Consider the following 19,327-nt stretch of genomic DNA (forward strand, 5'->3'; position numbering starts at 1 on the left):
GCGCCCGGTTCTGCGATGCCACTGATCGTGGTGCCATTGCTGGCGTTGACCACTGGTGCGGCCGGGGCCTGCGAATCCACTGTGGTGCTCGACGGAATACTGCTGTTGCCGGCTGCGTCCTGGGCCACCACATTGATTACTGTGCCATCAGCAATCGGCGTGACCGGGGTGTAGGTCCAGTTGCCACTGCCATCGGCCGTCACCTGGCCGATCGGATTACCGCTGCCATCGGTGAGGGTCACCGTGCTGTTTGGCTCGGCGGTACCGTTGAGTACGGCGCCATTGCTCGGGTTGACCACCGGCGCAGCGGGTGCGAGCGCATCCACCGTGGTGCTGCCCTGCGGGCCGGTATTGCCGGCCGGGTCCTGGGCCACGGCGTTGACCACCGTGCCGTTGGCCAGCGGTGTGGCCGGGGTAAATGTCCAGTCACCGTTGCCGTCGGCAATAGTCTGGCCGATCAGGTTGCCGCTGCCATCGGTCAGGGTGACCGTGCTACCCGGTTCTGCGGTGCCGCTGATTTCGCTGCCATTGCTGGGGTTGACTGCCGGTGCCGCCGGGGCCTGCGAATCCACTGTGGTGCTCGAGGGCATGCTGGTGTTGCCGGCTGCGTCCCGAGCCACCACGTTGACCACTGTGCCATCAGCAATCGGCGTGGTCGGGGTGTAGATCCAGTTGCCACTGCCATCGGCCATCACCTGGCCGATCGGATTGCCGCTGGCATCGGTGAGGGTCACGGTACTGTTCGGCTCGGCGGTGCCGCTGATCACGGTGCCGTTGCTCGGATTGACCGAGGGGGCCGACGGCGCCACGCCATCGATAATGGTGCTGGCGGGCGGGCTGCTGTTGCCGGCGGCATCCTCGACCACCGCATTGACCACCGTGCCATCAGGCAGTTGGCTATCCGTGGGATACGACCAGTTGCCATTGCTGTCGGCTGTAGTGTGGCCGATGGGATTGCCGTTGCCATCGGTGAGGACCACAGTGCTGCCTGGCTCGGCGGTGCCGCTGAGGCTGCTGCCATCGCTCAGGTTGATGGTGGGCGCGCCCGGGGCCACGCCGTCCACGGTGGTGCTGCCCTGTCCGCTGGTATTGCCGGCCAGGTCGGTCGCAGTGGCGTTGACCACGGTACCGTCAGGCAGCGGTGTCGCGGGGGTGAAACTCCAGCTGCCGTTGCCATCGGCGGTCGTCTGGCCGATCGGATTGCCGCTGCCATCGGTGAGGGTAACGCTGCTGCCCGGCTCGGCGGTACCGCTGAGTTCGGTACCGTTACTCGGGTTGATCACCGGTGCCGACGGCGCCACGCCATCGATGATGGTACTGGCGGGCGGGCTGCTGTTACCGGCGGCATCCTCGACCACCGCCTTGACCACCGTGCCGTCTGGAAGCCGGGTGTCCGGGGTGTATGACCAGTTACCGTTGCCGTCGGCGGTAGTCTGGCCGATAGGGTTACCGTTGCCGTCGGTGAGCACCACGGTGCTGCCCGGCTCGGCGGTACCGCTTAGGCTGGAACCATTGCTCGGGTTGATCTGCGGCGCATCAGGAAAGTCAGGGGCCTGCACGGTCACGGGCGGGCTGCTGTTGCCGGCCGGATCGGTCACCACTACAGAAACCGTTTCGCCGTTGGTCAGTGGCGGGTTCAGCGGAATCTGGAAGTTGCCATCAGGGCCGACCACCACGCTTACATCCGTTTGCCCGTCGCCGTTGCTGTCGACGCCCACGGTGGCGCCCGGCTCGGCCTTGCCGCTGATGCTGCTGCCATCCGTGGCAATCTGCAGGCCGCTAGCCGGGGCCGGGGCCGTGGTGTCAGGCGGCACGCTGCCTTCACCACTGCCACCGCCACCACCACCATCGTTGCTATTGGCGATCGCAACGCCGCCACCGATGATCGCTGCGCCGGCCAGCAGTGCACCGCCAGGGCTCAGCCCGGCAACGGTGCTGTCGGCAGCAGTGAGCGAGTCGAACCCGGCAAGGCTTTCCTGGGGCACATAACCCGCCACCAGCGGCCCATCGGCAGCAACCGGCGGCAAGTCGACGGCCAGTAGTTTGTCCCGGTCAACCAGGTACAACTGGCTTGCAGGCTGCCCCTCGACATAGAAGTTGGCAATGCGCAGGCTTTCGCCGGACTTCAGTTGTACGATCAGATCGGGACCGCTTTTTGTGTAGCCCGTCACGCTTTCAGGAGCAATATCCAGAACAACGTTACTGCTCTGGGTGAGTGTCAGTATTCCGTTGTTGGGGATTGCGATGGGGGCGGCAGAAGAAACACTTTGAGCGAGGGGAGATACCTTGGCCTGAATCGACATACCTGACAGTCCCTTTGTCAACAGCACGACCGAGCAGTCGCACTCGTATATCCAGAAATAGCATGCCCTCCCTAAAACGCCAGTCGGTTTTCTATAAATAACTCGGAAAGACTTACAACGCTGACGACTACGCCAACACGGCGACCCGAGTGCCCTGCTATTCCGAATTAAATAGTCAAAAATAGTTTCTTGATCAATAAAATAAAGTTGACCTTATTTGGGAAAGCGTACGTAAAAGTACCTTCGGCCATGTTGATGGATGCAAACGGATGGCACTTCCCGGTCAGACCCACTCAACTGGACGCAGGCAAAAAATTGGCAGTCTCCTGGCCAAACTTGAGTTTGGCCACTTTGCTCAGAGACCAGCCACTGGTTTTGAACACATCAGCGCGGCGTCCAGCAGCCTGCCGTGGTCGTACCAGGCATCGCGTTGATAAGCCCTGAACTGTTGCCGGGCTCCCGTGCCCCGCACCTCGACCAAGCCACCCGCCTTGTTGGGGTCGGTGCTATCGACGAACAGTTTGACCGAGTTGTCACCATCGACCTGGTAGGTTTTCACACGCCCTGGAAGTTCGCTTTTGACGCACCCCAGGTACGCCGGCGTACTTCTTTCCGTGGCTCCGGACGCATACCCATGGCCCTCACGTACATCGGGGTCATGTGCGCAGCCTGCCATGAACAGTGTGGCGAAAGTAGACATCAGTATTGCGCCTGCTACCGACCTTGAGCTCTTCACGCGACACACTCCTGCTACCCCATCGAGTAACCTGGTAAAGTGTTGCCAAGCCGCATGCCCTTTTTTTGTTTTGGTTTGCCCATGTTACTGCTCAATGTCACCCGGGCATTAGGCTTGTTTGCTATATCGGTTCAAGGGGCGGGCTCTCCCCGCGAAGATAACCTGGTTCGTGGGTTACTCGGCATGTTCCAGATCGGCCAGCCTGGGCGAGCTTCCCTTGTTTTCCAGTGGGCTCGCACAGGCATGGCCGCAAGCGCATGGTCTTCTTGCGCGAGATTTCAGCTGGCGCTCGACTCGGGGCCTGCAGTGCCGTGTGGCCATGACCCCGACAGAGAGCGGGCAAGGCTTGCCCGAGCCGGGTTGTCACCCTGCCGAAGACCCCGATTTCGGGTGCAACTGGGCCCACAAACGGGGATCAGGCGATGGCCTTCAGAAACACAAACGTCGCTGCCAGATCCAGGACCAGCACAGCAACCACAACGAAGATCATGTAGTAGCGGTCATTCTGAGTCATTTCTGCGTACCCCGCATGATCGATGCCTCAGGGGCGCAGCAATTCCCGTTCCAACATCCTGACACTGGACTGTCCCGCAAAGCTCTACATACAAGCTAAGCTCCACGTTCGGGCGCTTTTTCGATGGCCTCAGTACCCTGCATCTGCATCGTCGCTCTAGCGATCCATACCATCTGGCCAGAACCGGCCTTGAAGAGGATGCACCCATGGCGACAATCGAGACTCAAGCCCTAGCACAAGGGCTCTCGCAAGTAGAAAACAGCTGGCAAAAATATGTAGTTTCCCAAAAAAAAGCTGAAGGCCTGAACGGAGACGAGCTGAACGCAGCCCTGAAAGCAAGTGCGCAGAACTATAAAAGATTCCAGAATCACAGCCAGCAATTTTATGCCGAGGTTCGCAAACGGGTGACGGATGCCGAAAAGCTGGAACACGACATGAAGCTTTATCCTCACCACTACACTTAGAGGGTTTGTTTGCGCTTATGTCCCAGGGGGCACGGCATTTTGCATTCCCTCCCTGGTGCCCTCGGGGGCGGGTTCAGGCCGACCTGGCCTGCCGGATGGGCAGTTCGACCTTGAATGTCGTACCGACACCCACCTCGCTGTCTACGCGGATCTCGCCACCATGACGCTTGATGATTCCGTACGAAAGTGACAATCCCAGCCCGGTGCCCTGGCCGATGGGCTTCGTCGTGTAGAACGGATCGAAGATCTTTTGCAGGCTTTCGGCAGGAATGCCACACCCATTGTCTGCAACTTCGATCCACACCCAATTGTCACTGGCGCCGGTTCGCAGGGTAATTCTGCCACGCTCGGCGCCCATCGCTTGGGTGGCATTGACCAGCAGATTCATGATTACCTGATTGATCTGCGAAGGCAGGCACTCGACCTGCGGCAATGCGCCGTAATTCTTGACAAGGTCTGCCTTGTGCCTGAGTTCGCTGGCAACAATGTTCAATGTTGACTCTATGCCTTGATGCAGGTCTGCCAGTTGCCAGTCATGGCTGCTGTCTACTCGTGAAAAGTCCTTGAGGTCCTTGACGATCCGCGCAACGCGGCTGATACCGTCCTTGGATTCGCGGATCAGCGCCGGAATGTCCTCCAGCAAGTAGTCCAGCTCGATTTCCGTGCGCAATTTCGCCAGCTCCGCGCTGAGCCCGTTCGGAATCAGGGTATTTTCCGCGTCAGCATATGCCTTGAGCATGTCCTGCAAACGGTTGAAATAATCATCCAGTGCGCCGAGGTTGGACGAGACAAAACCAATCGGGTTATTGACCTCATGGGCGACGCCGGCTGCCAGCTGACCGAGCGAGGCGAGCTTTTCCGACTGGACCAACTGGTTTTCGAGTTGCCGGCGTTCATCCACCTCGCGCTGCAGTGCAGCGCTGGCTTGGGTGAGTGCCTGGGTGCGCCGTTCAACCCGCTGTTCCAATTCGTCGTTGGCGCTCACCAGCGCTCGGTTTACACGGTTAATTTCGGCATAGCTGCGCATTAGCCATATCCCCATGTACAGCAACAGCAACACCAGCAGGGTGGAAAACACCAGCAGGTAGAAATGGTATCGCTGAGCCGTTAGCGCTGCTGCTTGCTCGTCGCGGTCCAGCATCAGGGCAATGGCGTCCAGGCGCTCGGCGATCGGAACCGCCTCGATCGCTTCAAGCAGCTGATCGACCTTGGGTTGCTCACGAAGAATCAACTCTATGTGTTTGCTGATGGTATCGATGGGCACCTGAAAGTCGACAGGCAAGCGCTCCTTGTTGACCGAAAGATTGTTGAGTCCAACCAGGATGTCGGCAGCTTTTTCATCGGTTGTGGTCTGGGCAAACTCAAGGCTGCTTAGCATCAAGTCATAGGTATCGCTGGTGATTCTGCGCAGGCGCAGTGTATCGGCATCGACCAATTGACGAAGGTGCACCTGTATTACATCCGCTGCAGCCGGGAGAAAAGCCAGGGAGTTTCGCAGGATCGCATTGTGCGACTTGAAGCGCGAGACCAGCAGCACCTTGTCGTCGAAGGCTTGTTGGTAATCGCGAAAGGCCGTTTGCCAGGCAAGCATATCTGTTTGCGGGTGACGCCCCTCCAGCGTGCCGAATTCCCGCCAAAGACGTTTCATTTCCAGCAGCGGCAGCACCAGCGGGTCATAGTTGTAATTGGTAGTGGTGCGCGACTTGAGCACTGCGCCTTCCCACTGGGCATCGTACTGCTTGATCTGGCGAATCAGATCACGCGCCTGGGCGTAGGTACCATTCTCATCGGATTTGGACATCCAGTACAAATAGACCAGCACCGACGCCAGCGACATGGCACATGTAGCCAACAGCAGAAGACTGCGCCGCGCGTTCAATCTCATAGCGGCTTACCCTCCCACTGGCCAGTGAGCGTCTGCAGAAACTTGATGATCAGCGCTTTATCATCGTCGCTCGGATTACGTCCCAACTGATAATGAAACATGGCATCGACAGCGGCTTCCAGGGTAGACGCCGAACCATCATGAAAGTAAGGGGCAGTGACCGCTACGTTTCGCAGGCTGGGAACTTTGAACAGATAGAGGTCATCCGGATCACCGGTCACGTTGTAGTGCCCCCGATCCGCCTCGGCAACATTGCCACGGTTGGCGAAGTAGTCATCGAAAACACCGAACTTCTGCAGCATATTGCCGCCGATGTTCACGCCCTGATGGCAGGCTATGCAACCGTATTCCTGGAAGCGCTGATAGCCATGCTTCTCTTCCAGGCTGAGGCTGCTGGTATCGCCCTTCAGATAGCGATCGAAGCGTGAATCGGGTGTCAGCAAGGTACGCTGGTACGTGACGAGGGCATCCCTGGCATCGAGGGTAGTCACTGGCTTGCCATAGGCTTGGGCAAAACCAGCCTGGTAGGCCGGATCGCCAGCAATTCGTTGAACCACGGCAGACCAGCCATCTCCTTTGTCGTCCGCACTACCGGTTGCCAGGTGCACCAGGCCGTCAAACGATTGCGCACGCCCATCCCAGAACTGCAGGAAGTTCAGGCTGGCGTTAAAAACGCTGGGGGTGTGAACGGCCAAGGGCTTGCCATCTGCACCAGGCGAGCGCACCTGCCCGTCCGCGCCACCACGGTCCAGGCGATGGCAATCAGCACAGGACTGGCTGTTATCGGGGGACAAACGCGGGTCATTGAACAGTTTGCGTCCCAGCTCCACCCGGGCAGGGTCAAGCTCAGGCACCGCCGGCAATGGCGTCAACGGCCCACCGATGCTCTGGGCAAACGCCAATGCTGGCAAAACCACAAGCATCGCGGAAACGATGCGAACCTGCAGACAGATCGGCACAGCGCAACCCTCCCTGGCGAGAAGCACCTGTCTCCGAGCATAGTGAGGCCAACCGACAAAAGCTAACAGCCGGGGCAAATATCATCTAGGCTGTGGCCAGGGACTAGTCTGGCTGAGACCGGCAAGGAGGGACCCATGGAGCTACCCGTTACCGATGGCACAGCAGACAAAGCCGTGATACTTCTGGTTGACGACGAACCCTCGATTCTCAACAGCCTTCGACGTCTGCTACGCAACCAACCCTACGAACTCCTCCTCGTTGAAAACGGCGCCGATGCCCTGCAGTTACTCCAGCAGCGCCCGATCAACCTGGTGATGAGTGATGCACGCATGCCAAACATGGACGGGGCCACGCTGCTGGCGCACGTACATGAGCGTTTTCCCGACACGTTGCGCATTCTGCTTACGGGTTACGCTGACACGGACACCATCGCAAAAGCCATCAATGATGGGCATATCTATCGTTACATCAGCAAACCCTGGAATGATGAAGAGCTGGTGGTCACCTTGCGCCAGGCGTTGGCCCACCAACATTCGGAAAGCGAACGTAAGCGCCTGGAACAGCTTACTCAGGTTCAGATCAAGCAACTCAAGGCGCTTAACGAAAGCCTTGAACAGCGTGTAGCGGCCCGCACCGCCGAGTTGCAACAAACTGCCGACATGCTTGACCTTGCCTATGAAGAACTCAAGCGCAGTTACGTGACCAGCACCGAGTTCTTTTCGCAGTTAGGCAACATGCGCCTGCCCAAGGCCAAGCAGACGAACCGGCAGGTCATAGAATTGATACGGGTGTATTGCGCCAGCCATGGGCTGGACGAAGGTACCTGTCGCAACCTGACCATGGCTGCAGCCCTCTACAACATCGGCAAGATGAGCTGGACCGACAACATGCTCACCTGCCCCGCCGATCTCATACCTCCACAAGAGCGCGAACTGTACCGGTCGTACCCGAAACAGAGCGAAGCGCTGGTCATGACCCTGGAGCCAATAAAAGAAGCCGCACAACTCATACTTCACCACCAGGAGCGCTGGGATGGCAGCGGTTTTCCGGATCACCTGAAGGGAGTGGCAATTCCACTGGGCGCCCGCTGGTTGAAAATGGCTGTGGATTTCATCGAATTGCAGCGCGGACTGGTTCTGGATCGCCAGCTCAATAGCGATGAGGCACTGCTCTACATACGCAAGCATGCTGGAAAGCTGTATGACCCAGATCTGGTGGAAGACTTCGTCAATGTCTGTGCCGCGTACATGCGCGACATTACCTTGACCGACCCGGCGATCAAGGTGTTGAGCACGCACGAACTGGCAGAGGGCATGATACTGGCCCGCAACCTAAATGCCGACAATGGCATGCTGCTATTGAATGCCGGCAAGGTACTGAGCGGTCCGCTGGTGAAAAAACTGATTGCCTTCGAAGAAATGGAAGGTGGCAGATACAGCGTGTTCGTCAGGGTTCCCGAGCAGGCAGGCAGCCTGCAGCCATCGCCCGCAACGGCAGGCTGACCCCGTTGCGGGCAGGTGCTGAAATCCGTTCGTCATGCATCGTGGCAAGCGGGGTGCCTGGCCGTCCCCGTATGACTGCCGGCACTACTACCAGCCAACGGCTATCCTTCAGGTTTCGGTAGGAGGGCGTATGTGCGGAAGGCTCAGCCAGTACCGTGGCATACATGACTTCGTTGAAACCCTGAGCCTGCCAGAGGCCTGGCGGAACAACGTCGGCGACCAGCCGCTTGGCCGGTACAACATCGCGCCGACCACGCCGGTGGCAGTACTGCGGATGGATGATGCAGGCCCACGAGCGGACCTGGTGAAGTGGGGATGGCGGCCGCACTGGGCGAATGATCGCGCTGCGCCGATCAACGCCCGCGTCGAGAAGGTGGCGCATGGCCCATTCTTCCGGGCGATCTGGCCGCACCGGGCCATCACCCCTATCGACGGCTGGTACGAATGGGTTGATGAAGGTGGGCCGAAGAAGCAGCCGTACTACATCCGCCGCCAGGATGGGCGCCCTGCCCTTTGTGCCTCGATCGGCCAGTTCACCGGCACAGAGCGCGACGGGTTCGTCATCATCACCGCCGACGCTCAGGGCGGAATGGTCGACGTTCACGACCGCCGGCCTGTCGTGTTGTCGCCAGAACTGGCGTACGAGTGGATCGCGGCAGCAATGCCGAGCGAGCGCGCAGAACAACTGGTGCTCAACCTGGGTGAGCCGGCCGAAGCCTTCGACTGGTACCGGGTGGGTATCGCCGTGGGGAATGTGCGTAACCAAGGTGCCGAGCTGATAAACCCGCTTCAGTGAATGGAGGCAAATCCTTTCCGCGCGCTTTGGTATCAGAAATCAACCTGTACGGAACCCGTTTGAACAGCTTGGACAGATACCACGGGCCAATCACCACTTTCGGGCGACTGCTCTTTCCCCCAGCACCAACGTCAATCCCGCTCGGCTCTTTGGCTGGCCTCCGGAGGGGAGTACGCCATGCGATACTCGCCAAGTCGACGAAAAGGTGACTGCTTTATCCAGGGCTGAGCCTTGTGCAGAATAAACAGCTGTAAAGCCCAGAAGCCAAGGCAGAAGGTTGTTCTTCCGCCATTCTCCAACGGCATTTCATAAGACAGTGCCACGCCAGCGAACATGATGCTGACAAAGAAGAAACCGCTGGCCAGGGCATTCGCCAGAAAATTGAGCCTGTACCATTGTTCTGGAAGCAGCTCCAGCGGCCCCAGCGCGATCAGAGCAATGCCGAAAGGCACCGAATACATGATAAATGACGCGGATGGGTCCCCGTATCGCAGGATCGCTATCCACATCGCTAGGTAAACGAACGCTGCCGTCGGAGATCTAGTCGGCTTTATTCGTAAGCCAAACGTCCTGAACCTTCGCAACAAACCCATTACCAATCTCCCTGTTTGGTAAGCGGAGGAAGCATATCACCCCCTTTCAACCAATGACTCCTCCCCGATGAGGCCAACGCCTGGAGCATCCATGACGATTGAGTGGACCGCGCGCCAAACGGCGTGCTCAAGGCAAAGCGCATTTCGCCGAATCGCCATTGGTCATCCCGCCCGGTAAGAACGGTGAGCACGTAAAACCAGCACCATCAGTAGCGCCCGATCGTCAAGGGTCCGGGGATCAGATACCGCCCCCGTATAACTGCCGTCGCACCTATGCGACAATGTGCTCAATGTCTGGTCTCAACCCCGCATTCATCGCCCATCAGCTCGGGCATAGCGTGCAGATGCTCTTATCGACTCATGCGCGCTGGATTAACTCGTCCAACGACTGGCAGGAGCTGGAAAAGCTCCCGATTGGTCCAGAATGGGTCCGACGCTGCGAAGAAGTCACGTAAGTTATTGATAGGTAAGTCTCTTGATCTCCACCGCCAACATCACCATGCAGTTCGGCTCCAAGCCGCTGTTCGAAAACGTTTCCGTCAAATTCAACAACGGCAACCGCTACGGCCTGATCGGCGCCAACGGTTGCGGCAAGTCGACCTTCATGAAGATCCTCGGCGGTGACCTGGAGCCGTCCGGAGGCCAGGTCATGCTCGAGCCGAACACGCGCCTGGGCAAGCTGCGCCAGGACCAGTTCGCCTACGAGGAATTCACCGTGATCGACACGGTGATCATGGGCCACGGCCAGCTGTGGAAGGTCAAGGCCGAGCGCGATCGCATCTACTCGCTGCCGGAAATGACCGAGGAAGACGGCATGGCCGTCGCCGAGCTGGAAACCGAATTCGCCGAGATGGACGGCTACACCGCCGAATCCCGTGCCGGTGAACTGCTGCTGGGCCTGGGTATTCCGCTGGAACAGCACTTCGGCCCGATGAGCGAGGTGGCACCGGGCTGGAAGCTGCGCGTCCTGCTGGCCCAGGCGCTGTTCTCGGACCCGGACGTACTGCTGCTCGACGAGCCGACCAACCACCTGGACATCAACACCATCCGCTGGCTGGAAACCATCCTCACCGCGCGTAACAGCACCATGGTGATCATTTCCCACGACCGGCACTTCCTCAACAGTGTCTGCACCCACATGGCCGACCTGGACTACGGCGAGCTGCGCGTGTTCCCGGGCAACTACGACGAGTACATGACCGCTGCCACCCAGGCCCGCGAGCAACTGCTGTCGGACAACGCCAAGAAAAAAGCCCAGATCGCTGAACTGCAGACCTTCGTCAGCCGCTTCTCGGCCAACGCCTCCAAGGCCAAGCAGGCCACCTCGCGGGCCAAGCAGATCGACAAGATCCAGTTGGCCGAGGTCAAGCCGTCGAGCCGGGTGAGCCCGTTCATCCGCTTCGAACAGACCAAGAAGCTGCACCGCCAGGCTGTTACCGTCGAAAAAATGGCCAAGGCCTTCGACGACAAGGTGCTGTTCAAGGACCTGGGTTTCACCATCGAGGCTGGCGAGCGCGTGGCGATCATCGGCCCCAACGGTATCGGCAAGACCACCCTGCTGCGCACCCTGGTCGGTGAAATGACCCCGGACAAGGGTGAAGTGAAGTGGACCGACAGCGCCGAAGTGGGCTACTACGCCCAGGACCACGCCCACGACTTCGAAGACGACATGACCCTGTTCGACTGGATGGGCCAGTGGACCTCCGGCGAGCAGGTGATCCGCGGCACCCTCGGGCGCATGCTGTTCTCCAACGACGAGATTCTCAAGTCGGTGAAGGTGATTTCCGGTGGTGAGCAAGGCCGCATGCTGTTCGGCAAGCTGATCCTGCAAAAGCCGAACGTGCTGGTGATGGACGAGCCGACCAACCACCTGGACATGGAATCGATCGAAGCGCTGAACCTGGCGCTGGAGAACTACCCGGGCACCCTGCTGTTCGTCAGCCATGACCGTGAGTTCGTGTCTTCGCTGGCCACGCGCATCATCGAGCTGTCGGCTGATGGCGTGGTGGACTTCAGCGGTACCTACGACGATTACCTGCGTAGCCAGGGTGTGCTCGTCTGATTGATGGAGCGGCCTGGCCATCTTGTATTGGCTGGGCCGGACTCTTCGCGGGTAAACCCGCTCCCACAGGGGCTGCGTAGCACTTGAGGCCTATGCAAATCCTGTGGGAGCGGGCGAGCCCGCGAATGACGATTACCTGCGTAGCCAGGGTGTGCTGGTCTGATTGATGGGGCGGCCTGGCCATCTTGTATGGCTGCGCCGGCCTCTTCGCGGGCATGCCCGCTCCCACAGGGGCTGCGTAGCATTTGAGGCCTATGCACATCCTGTAGGAGCGGGCTCGCCCGCGAAGAATTCACCGCCGATCCCACGGGCTGGCACTGCCCGACGAATAATTCGTTAGCCTGCTTTCATTTCCTTCGCGCAACGGCCATGATGGGGCCACGCCCAACCGCCCGCCCGCGAACGAGCCCATGACCGCGCAACAACCCGCCCCCGCCAGTAACACGCTGCAAATCACCCTGCAGATCCTGTCGATCGTTTTCTACACCTTCATCGCCTTCCTCTGCATCGGCCTGCCGATCGCCGTGCTGCCCAGCCATGTGCACGACCAGCTGGGGTTTGGCGCGGTGGTCGCCGGGCTGACCATTGGCCTGCAATACCTAGCCACGCTACTCAGCCGCCCGTTTGCCGGGCGCGTGGCCGATACCCTGGGGGGCAAGCAGGCCATTCGCTTCGGCTTGCTGGGGATTGCCGGCTGCGGGGTGTTGACCCTGCTCTCGGCCTGGACCCTGACGCTTCCGCTGCTGAGCCTGGCGCTGTTGCTCGGCGGGCGCCTGCTGCTGGGCATCGCCCAAGGGCTGATCGGCGTAGCCACGCTGAGCTGGGGCATCAGCCAGGTCGGGCCCGAACACACCGCCAGGGTGATTTCCTGGAACGGTATCGCCTCCTATGGCGCCATCGCCATTGGTGCCCCCTTGGGTGTACTGGCCGTCGACGGGCTGGACTTCAGCGTGCTGGGGCCGGCATTGCTGGTGCTGGCGGTATCTGCCCTGCTGGTACTGCGCAAGCGGCCGGACGTGGTGGTGGTGCGCGGCGAGCGCCTGCCCTTCTGGTCGGCCTTCGGCCGGGTCGCACCGTGCGGTCTGGGCCTGACCCTTGCCTCTATCGGCTACGGTACCCTGACCACCTTCGTCACCCTGTATTACCTGGAACGCGGCTGGGTGGGCGCAGCTTGGTGCCTGAGTGCCTTTGGCGTGTGTTTCATCATTTCCCGGCTGCTGTTCGTCAATGCGGTCAACCGCTTTGGTGGCTACAACGTGGCGGTCGCGTGCATGGCCACCGAAGTGCTCGGCCTGAGCCTGCTGTGGCTGGCACCGTCGCCGCCGTGGGCGCTGATCGGTGCCGGGCTTACCGGTTTCGGGCTATCGCTGGTGTACCCGGCGCTGGGAGTTGAAGCGATCAAGCAGGTACCCAGCAGCAGCCGTGGTGCAGGGCTGGGAGCCTACGCCGTGTTCTTCGACATGGCCCTGGCCATCGCCGGGCCGGTGATGGGCGCAGTGGCCGCACATCTGGGCTATGCCTCGATCTTCTGTGTGGCCGCTCTGCTTGCCCTGGCCGGTGTCGGCCTAACGCTGTTGCTGGCGCGGCGCGCCACTCGCGGCTGAACGCTCGGCCGGCTCCGGCGCGCCCAACGCCTGGCTGAAGAACACCGCGGCTTCATGTTGCAGGGAATGGTGGATGTGCCGACGATCCACACCTGCGGCGTCCTTGCACAACGCCGGCATCCGCACGGACTGCTCGGCATCGCAATGGGCCATGAACACGAAGTGCCCGGCGCCGGCCAGCAGGCGATAGTCCGGTGTCACCGGCAACTTGCGGGCCAGGGCTTCGGCGTTGCGGTCCACCGCCACCAGCTGGTCGCTGTCGCCACTGTAGATCAGCGCCGGTACCTGCACCCCGGCCAGGGCATGGCGCCCGAACAGCAGGCTGAGCGGTGCCATGAGCATCACGGCCCCCACCCGCTGGTCGGCCTCTGGCACCAGCTCGCTGCGGTCGGCAATCAGTACACCGTGGGTCTTGCAGGCGTCGGTGTCGTCAGGGCGCTCCAGGCAGTACTTGCGCAGGCGGTCCAGGTCCGGGCGCGCGCCTGAGAGGATCAAGGCAGTTTCACCACCGGCCGAGTAGCCGATCACCCCAACCTTGCCACCGTTCAGGTAAGGCCCCAGCAAGGCATCATCGCGGGCGGCCGTAATTGCGGCACTCACTTGCAGCGGCCGGCCGTACAGATTGCTCAGGGTGCCTAGGCGGCTGTGGTCGCGGGCGTTATCGCCGGGGTGCACCACCGCCACCACGATAAAACCCTGGCGCGCCAGCGACGTCGCCAGGTAGTGCAAGGCCAGCGGGCTGCCGGTATTGCCGTGGGACAGCACCAGCAACGGGAACTGGCCCAATGCTACCGGCGCCTCTTCACTCACGTCGACCGGGTAGCCGTCTATCCGGCTGCTGCGGGCCTTACCAATGGCCGGGTAGAACGCCAGCGCCTGCATGGGCCGGGCGTCGACCGGGTCGGCCAACGTCATGTGATGCAGGCCGACAACCCAGGGTGCGGCCTCGGCATGGGCCAGAAGGCTACCGAGCAGGGCCAGCGCCAGCATGCAGCGAGAAAGAGTCATCGGCCGGCGGTTCCTTGCAGGGCGAAGAGATAGCCCAGCATAGAACCGGCCTGGGCTGCACAGGATGAAACCTGAATGAAACCGAAGTCATGCACTTCACGCCCGCGCCCTATGCATTTGCGCTTTTCGTCGAACCCGTGGCATAGATGCAGGTCCACGTCTCTACGTGACCGTTTCGCGCCATTTAAGGAGATTCACGCATGAGCAAGCCCGCCTACGTGCCACCCAAGGTCTGGCGCAACGACGCCGCGTCCGGTGGCCAGTTCGCCAGCATCAACCGCCCGGTTGCCGGCCCGACTCACGACAAGGACCTACCGCAGGGCAAGCACCCGCTGCAGCTGTACTCCCTGGCCACGCCCAATGGCGTGAAGGTCACCATCGCCCTCGAAGAGCTGCTTGCCCTGGGCCACCTTGGTGCCGAGTACGATGCCTGGTTGATCCGCATTGGCGAGGGCGACCAATTCTCCAGCGGCTTTGTCCAGGTAAACCCCAACTCGAAGATCCCCGCCCTGCTCGACCGCAGCGTCGAGCCACCGGTGCGGGTGTTCGAGTCGGGTTCGATCCTGCTGTACCTGGCGGAAAAGTTCGGTGCCTTGCTGCCGAAAGCGCCAGCTGCACGCACCGAAAGCCTGAACTGGCTGTTCTGGCAAATGGGCGCGGCGCCATACCTGGGCGGGGGCTTTGGCCACTTCTATGTGTATGCGCCAGAAAAGTTCGAGTACGCGATCAACCGCTTCACCATGGAAGCCAAGCGTCAGCTGGATGTGCTCGACCGGCGCCTGGCCGAAAGCCGCTACCTGGGCGGCGAGGAATACAGCATCGCCGACATTGCCGTGTGGCCTTGGTATGGCCAGCTGGTGCGCGGCAACCTGTATGGCGCGGCGGAGTTCCTGGCGGTGGACGAGTACAAGCATGTGCAGCGCTGGGCCGAGGAGATTGCCTTGCGCCCGGCGGTGCAGCGTGGCACACGGGTGAACCGGACCTGGGGGGATGAGGCCAGCCAGGTGCCGGAGCGGCATGCAGCGGCAGACCTGGACGAATAACACGGCCTCTTGTGGGAGCGGGTTTACCCGCGAATACCGGCGTAGCCCGGTGCCATCCACCGCAGCGCCTGCTTCGCGGGCATGCCTGCTCCCACAAGGCTCGGGCACGGCCGAGGGCTGCTGCTCAGCGAATCTGGTGCTTGTGCAGCAACCGATAGAAAGTCGGCCGCGATATACCTAGCACCTTGGCCGCCACACTCATGTTGTCACTGTGCCGGCTGAGTACATCGCACAGCGCCTGGCGCTCGGCTCGGTGCTTGTACTCTTCCAGCGTGCCCAGCGGTTGCTGTACCTGGTCCAGGGGCTGCAAACCAAGGTCCTGCGCCTCGATTTGCCGGCCTTCTGCGAGCACCAGCCCGCGCCTTACCCGGTTGGCCAACTCGCGGACATTACCCGGCCAGTCATGCCGGCCCATGGCCGCCAGGGCATGCTCGCTGAACGAGCGCGGTCGACGCCCGGTTTCAAGACTGTAGAAATGGGCAAAATGACTGGCCAGCATCGACAGGTCGCCATGCCGGTCTCGCAGTGGTGCGGTCACTACCTGCAACACGTTCAGGCGGTAATACAGGTCTTCGCGAAAGCGCCCTTGCTCGATGGCCCTTTCCAGGTCCACGTGGGTAGCCGCCAGCACCCTGACATCCACCGGGATCGGCTGGCTGCCCCCCACGCGCTCGATGTGCTTTTCCTGCAGAAAGCGCAGCAGGTTGGCCTGCAACTCCAGCGGCAAATCGCCAATTTCGTCGAGAAACAGCGTGCCACCATGAGCCGCTTCGATGCGCCCGGCCTTGCGCTGATGAGCACCCGTGAAAGCGCCCTTTTCATGGCCGAACAGTTCCGACTGGATCAGGTGCTCGGGGATTGCCCCGCAGTTGATGGCAACGAACGGTTGCTCGCTGCGTTGCGACTGGCGATGCAGGGTGCGGGCCACCAGTTCCTTGCCGGTGCCGCTTTCTCCACAGATCAGCACCGGCGATTCAGTGGGCGCCAGCTTGCCCAGCAGCTTGCGCAGTTCGCGGATCGGGCGGCTATCACCGAGCAGTTCGTGGCTCGTTTCATCCACCCTCGCCATCCCTTTGCCGCGCAGGCGCGCCATACCGAAGGCCCGGCCCAGCGTGACCTGAACGCGGGAAACGTCGAACGGCAAGGTGTGGAAGTCAAAGAACCATTCACAAACAAAATCGCCGACGGCCGGCATGCGCAGTTGTTCGGCGCTGAGCACGGCAATCCATTCGGTGTTGCTGCGTTTGATCAAGTCCTTGACCCCGTCCGGGCGCCTCAGGTGCGACGCCTGCAAGCGCAACAGGCCCACATCGCAGGGATGATCCAACGCGGCGCCGAGCATGCAGCTGTGCACATCCCAGCCTGCGCTGCGCAATCCGGGTAACAAACGATGGCAGTCATCGCAGGGGTCGACGATGAGCAAACGGCGTTGGGCGGCAGGCTGCTGCATGACCAATCCTTGGCGCCAGTTTTCAGTTTTTTGAAATAAAACAGTAAGTTGTGGCGCCCGATTAACAGTAGCAACTAAGTTGACGGTTCCCAGTACCGTCTGTCTGCCGAATCATTTTTTTACAATGCGTGACGGGAATTTTCGCACTTTATCGACATCACATGGCGGCATGGGCAAGAACGGATTCGACCTTGGCAAATTTTTTTACAACCAATGTGTGACTCGCCCCCGGACAACGAGCATCAGTACACATAACCCCGCGCTGCACTTCGCGATAACCGAGGCGACTTCGAAGCAACGCGGACTTTAACTGGATGTTTGGGACCATAGAGAGACCGAACCATGAATGCCCCGCTCCGTGTCAACGAAGCACTGCTGATTGCCGACCACGCCTTCGAACCTTTCCAGTGCGTAGCCTGGGATGCACCCAACGGTACTGGTGAACTGAGCCTGGCAGTGATCGACCGGACCAGCACCCGCATCGGCAGCAAGCAAGTGTCTTCGCGCATCTATTCCGACCCGGCCCAGTGGGCCAGCCTGATCGAGGAAGTGCGCGCCGAACTGTGCGAAAAAGGTTACGACCTGCAACCGTGGTCAATGCCGAAATAATATCGGCCGGCAAACCAAGTGCGTGCGTCGCCACGCACTTGTACAACTTCCGGGTTGCTGTTCTGGCAACTTTTCTTATTGCGGCATAGTGTCGCACCGGTGCTTTTTCAATCCACCAACCTGAACTGTTGCAGGTGCTGGTAATCCGCCTGAAGTTGCTGCGCCAGGCGCTGCGCACGCCCCAGGCGCACCGGCGCCAGTTCCATGTCCACCAACAGAGTGGCGCACGGCATCGGTTGCACGGTATTCCAGTGTTGCAGGCGACCGTCGGTGAACACCAGGCAGCGTAACGCTTCTTCGGGGTGGGCCCGTTGCCGAGCCTGCAACCAGTGCCGAGCCTGCTCCAATGCAGCGATCAACGGCGTGCCACCACCAGCTCCCAAGGCTTGCAGCCACGGTTGCAAGGCGGCCGAGGCCTTCAGGCCGTGGCGCTGCCACTGCGGTGAGCGCCCGCTGGCGGTAAGCAGGGCCAACCGGGCACGTTGGCGGTAGGCTTGGTCGAACAGCGCCGCCAGCAGCCCTTTGGTTTGCGCCAACGCCTGGTGGCGACGGGTCGAGGCCGAAGCATCGACGATTACCAGCCACAGTTCTGCGGGCCTGGCCTGGCGTTGCTGCCAGCACAGGTCCTGGCGCTGGCGTGGCCGGCCCTTGAGCAGGGTCGGCAGCCAGGCCACCCGCCCGGCCGCAGCACTGCGCGCCCGGCCTCGGCTGGCACCGTATTGCTTACCTGCGCCTGCTTTGGCATCCGCCCCTTTGGCAGGTGACTGGGGGATGCTCAGGGCTTTTTTGCCCAGTTCGGCACCTCGCGGCGCGCGCCACTGGCCACAGGCTGCGCCGGCATTGCGCCCCAGTCGCCCTGCCCGCCCTGTTCGCCAGGGTTGCCCGCGCCTTGCCGACCGGGCTGCTGTTCAGGCTGCTGCGGCGCCGCAGGTGGGTTGGCCTGGGGCGAAACGCGGCGGCGATGGCGCAAGGCGAACTCGGCCACTGCATCGACATCGGCCTCCTCGATGGCCTCACCACCACGCCACGCACAGTGGGCGCGTGCGGCGCGCAGCCAGACCAGGTCGGCGCGCAGGCCGTCGACCCCGGCGGCGTAGCAGCGTTCGGTAATCCAGGCCAGCGCCTGGTCGTCCAGGGCAATGCCGGCCAGGGCCTGACGCGCCGCCTGGCAGCGCTCGCGCAATTGCGCCTGGGCCTCGGCCCATTGCGCGCAAAAGGCCTGCGGGTCGCTGTCGAAGGCCAGACGGCGGCGAATGATCTGCTGGCGCGCCTCAGGCTCGGGCAAGCCTTCCAGAGCCACGTTGAGGCCAAAGCGGTCGAGCAACTGCGGGCGCAGTTCGCCCTCCTCCGGGTTCATGGTGCCGATCAGTACAAAGCGAGCACTGTGCCGGTGCGAGATGCCGTCGCGCTCGATGCGGTTGGTGCCGCTGGCTGCCACATCGAGCAGCAGGTCGACGAGGGTGTCGGGCAGCAGGTTCACCTCATCGACGTACAGCACGCCACCATCGGCCTGGGCCAGTACCCCAGGGGAGAACTGCGCCTTGCCCTGCCCCAGTGCGGCATCCAGGTCGAGGGTGCCGACCAGCCGCTCTTCGCTGGCGCCCAGTGGCAGGGTCACGAACGGGCCCTCACCGAGCAGGTCGGCCAAGCCACGGGCCAGAGTACTCTTGGCCATGCCACGTGGCCCCTCGATCAGCACGCCGCCGATCTTCGGGTCGATTGCGGTCAGGCACAGCGCCAGTTTCAGGTCATCGGCACCGACCACGGCTGCCAGTGGAAATTGCACGGGTTCACTCAT

The 19,327-nt window shown here is 61.4% G+C and carries 16 protein-coding genes; 7 read left to right on the forward strand and 9 right to left on the reverse strand.

Annotation, left to right across the window (positions count from 1 at the left end; genetic code table 11):
* The coding region (locus tag ACLCGK_RS24280; protein ID WP_410953108.1) for an Ig-like domain-containing protein at positions 1 to 2,303 on the reverse strand (2,303 nt) is incomplete at its 3' end.
* Positions 2,304 to 2,658: 355 nt separating this feature from the next.
* A complete protein-coding gene (locus ACLCGK_RS24285) occupies positions 2,659 to 3,003 on the reverse strand; it encodes a hypothetical protein (protein WP_207834881.1) in 345 nt (114 codons plus the stop codon).
* 756 nt (positions 3,004 to 3,759) lie between these two features.
* Between ACLCGK_RS24285 and ACLCGK_RS24290 the strand changes: the two genes are divergently transcribed.
* Entirely contained in the window at positions 3,760 to 4,017 is a 258-nt protein-coding gene (locus tag ACLCGK_RS24290) for a hypothetical protein (RefSeq protein ID WP_410953109.1), read from the forward strand.
* Positions 4,018 to 4,090: 73 nt separating this feature from the next.
* Here ACLCGK_RS24290 and ACLCGK_RS24295 read toward each other — a convergent pair whose 3' ends face one another.
* Positions 4,091 to 5,902, reverse strand: coding sequence for a DAHL domain-containing protein (locus ACLCGK_RS24295; protein ID WP_410953110.1), 1,812 nt, complete (start codon positions 5,900 to 5,902; stop codon positions 4,091 to 4,093).
* Positions 5,899 to 6,825 carry a cytochrome-c peroxidase gene (locus ACLCGK_RS24300; RefSeq protein ID WP_410953143.1) on the reverse strand — a complete coding sequence of 309 codons (927 nt, stop codon included), beginning with the start codon at positions 6,823 to 6,825 and terminating at the stop codon, positions 5,899 to 5,901. Before ACLCGK_RS24300 ends, ACLCGK_RS24295 begins: the two co-directional genes overlap by 4 nt.
* Positions 6,826 to 6,996: 171 nt before the next feature.
* On the opposite strand from ACLCGK_RS24300, the gene ACLCGK_RS24305 reads away from it, so the two are divergent.
* The gene (locus ACLCGK_RS24305) at positions 6,997 to 8,364 is read left to right on the forward strand and encodes an HD domain-containing phosphohydrolase (protein WP_410953111.1); all 1,368 of its coding nucleotides are present in this window, start codon (positions 6,997 to 6,999) and stop codon (positions 8,362 to 8,364) included.
* 130 nt (positions 8,365 to 8,494) lie between these two features.
* On the forward strand, positions 8,495 to 9,160 hold the full coding sequence (locus ACLCGK_RS24310) for an SOS response-associated peptidase (RefSeq protein WP_100413722.1): 666 nt from the start codon (positions 8,495 to 8,497) through the stop codon (positions 9,158 to 9,160).
* A gap of 131 nt (positions 9,161 to 9,291) precedes the next feature.
* Here ACLCGK_RS24310 and ACLCGK_RS24315 read toward each other — a convergent pair whose 3' ends face one another.
* Complete coding sequence (locus tag ACLCGK_RS24315; protein ID WP_410953112.1) at positions 9,292 to 9,621, reverse strand: hypothetical protein; 330 nt, start codon at positions 9,619 to 9,621, stop codon at positions 9,292 to 9,294.
* A gap of 607 nt (positions 9,622 to 10,228) precedes the next feature.
* Between ACLCGK_RS24315 and ACLCGK_RS24320 the strand changes: the two genes are divergently transcribed.
* Together ACLCGK_RS24320 and ACLCGK_RS24325 are read left to right on the forward strand one after the other, a co-directional pair.
* Positions 10,229 to 11,815 carry an ABC-F family ATPase gene (locus ACLCGK_RS24320; RefSeq protein WP_075045122.1) on the forward strand — a complete coding sequence of 529 codons (1,587 nt, stop codon included), beginning with the start codon at positions 10,229 to 10,231 and terminating at the stop codon, positions 11,813 to 11,815.
* A gap of 410 nt (positions 11,816 to 12,225) precedes the next feature.
* Positions 12,226 to 13,419 carry an MFS transporter gene (locus ACLCGK_RS24325; protein ID WP_100413720.1) on the forward strand — a complete coding sequence of 398 codons (1,194 nt, stop codon included), beginning with the start codon at positions 12,226 to 12,228 and terminating at the stop codon, positions 13,417 to 13,419.
* Here ACLCGK_RS24325 and ACLCGK_RS24330 read toward each other — a convergent pair.
* Positions 13,381 to 14,427: an alpha/beta hydrolase family protein gene (locus tag ACLCGK_RS24330; protein ID WP_410953113.1), complete on the reverse strand. Its 1,047-nt coding sequence runs from the start codon at positions 14,425 to 14,427 to the stop codon at positions 13,381 to 13,383. The two genes, ACLCGK_RS24325 and ACLCGK_RS24330, sit on opposite strands and share 39 nt — an antisense overlap.
* A gap of 200 nt (positions 14,428 to 14,627) precedes the next feature.
* Here ACLCGK_RS24330 and yghU point away from each other — a divergent pair, with 200 nt between their 5' ends.
* The gene (gene yghU, locus ACLCGK_RS24335; protein ID WP_013972508.1) at positions 14,628 to 15,470 is read left to right on the forward strand and encodes a glutathione-dependent disulfide-bond oxidoreductase; all 843 of its coding nucleotides are present in this window, start codon (positions 14,628 to 14,630) and stop codon (positions 15,468 to 15,470) included.
* 124 nt (positions 15,471 to 15,594) lie between these two features.
* On the opposite strand, the gene ACLCGK_RS24340 is transcribed toward yghU, so the two are convergent.
* Positions 15,595 to 16,920 carry a sigma 54-interacting transcriptional regulator gene (locus ACLCGK_RS24340; protein WP_410953114.1) on the reverse strand — a complete coding sequence of 442 codons (1,326 nt, stop codon included), beginning with the start codon at positions 16,918 to 16,920 and terminating at the stop codon, positions 15,595 to 15,597.
* A gap of 342 nt (positions 16,921 to 17,262) precedes the next feature.
* Between ACLCGK_RS24340 and ACLCGK_RS24345 the strand changes: the two genes are divergently transcribed.
* Positions 17,263 to 17,529: a hypothetical protein gene (locus tag ACLCGK_RS24345; protein ID WP_013972506.1), complete on the forward strand. Its 267-nt coding sequence runs from the start codon at positions 17,263 to 17,265 to the stop codon at positions 17,527 to 17,529.
* A 107-nt stretch (positions 17,530 to 17,636) separates the two neighbouring features.
* Here the strand turns inward: ACLCGK_RS24345 and ACLCGK_RS24350 are convergent, their stop codons facing one another.
* Together ACLCGK_RS24350 and ACLCGK_RS24355 are read right to left on the reverse strand one after the other, a co-directional pair.
* A complete protein-coding gene (locus ACLCGK_RS24350; RefSeq protein ID WP_410953115.1) occupies positions 17,637 to 18,203 on the reverse strand; it encodes a vWA domain-containing protein in 567 nt (188 codons plus the stop codon).
* 101 nt (positions 18,204 to 18,304) lie between these two features.
* Complete coding sequence (locus ACLCGK_RS24355) at positions 18,305 to 19,327, reverse strand: ATP-binding protein (RefSeq protein WP_410953116.1); 1,023 nt, start codon at positions 19,325 to 19,327, stop codon at positions 18,305 to 18,307.

The organism is Pseudomonas sp. S1(2024) (assembly GCF_046557535.1).

Bases quoted from the DNA above. Each gene is read 5' to 3' on its own strand.
- ACLCGK_RS24285 (WP_207834881.1), bottom strand. From the start codon at position 3,003: ATGTCTACTTTCGCCACACTGTTCATGGCAGGCTGCGCACATGACCCC.
- ACLCGK_RS24325 (WP_100413720.1), top strand. From the start codon at position 12,226: ATGACCGCGCAACAACCCGCCCCCGCCAGTAACACGCTGCAAATCACC.
- ACLCGK_RS24290 (WP_410953109.1), top strand. From the start codon at position 3,760: ATGGCGACAATCGAGACTCAAGCCCTAGCACAAGGGCTCTCGCAAGTA.
- ACLCGK_RS24310 (WP_100413722.1), top strand. From the start codon at position 8,495: ATGTGCGGAAGGCTCAGCCAGTACCGTGGCATACATGACTTCGTTGAA.
- ACLCGK_RS24330 (WP_410953113.1), bottom strand. From the start codon at position 14,427: ATGACTCTTTCTCGCTGCATGCTGGCGCTGGCCCTGCTCGGTAGCCTT.
- ACLCGK_RS24315 (WP_410953112.1), bottom strand. From the start codon at position 9,621: ATGTATTCGGTGCCTTTCGGCATTGCTCTGATCGCGCTGGGGCCGCTG.
- ACLCGK_RS24295 (WP_410953110.1), bottom strand. From the start codon at position 5,902: ATGAGATTGAACGCGCGGCGCAGTCTTCTGCTGTTGGCTACATGTGCC.
- ACLCGK_RS24345 (WP_013972506.1), top strand. From the start codon at position 17,263: ATGAATGCCCCGCTCCGTGTCAACGAAGCACTGCTGATTGCCGACCAC.
- ACLCGK_RS24300 (WP_410953143.1), bottom strand. From the start codon at position 6,825: ATGCTTGTGGTTTTGCCAGCATTGGCGTTTGCCCAGAGCATCGGTGGG.
- yghU (WP_013972508.1), top strand. From the start codon at position 14,628: ATGAGCAAGCCCGCCTACGTGCCACCCAAGGTCTGGCGCAACGACGCC.
- ACLCGK_RS24355 (WP_410953116.1), bottom strand. From the start codon at position 19,327: ATGAGTGAACCCGTGCAATTTCCACTGGCAGCCGTGGTCGGTGCCGAT.
- ACLCGK_RS24340 (WP_410953114.1), bottom strand. From the start codon at position 16,920: ATGCAGCAGCCTGCCGCCCAACGCCGTTTGCTCATCGTCGACCCCTGC.
- ACLCGK_RS24305 (WP_410953111.1), top strand. From the start codon at position 6,997: ATGGAGCTACCCGTTACCGATGGCACAGCAGACAAAGCCGTGATACTT.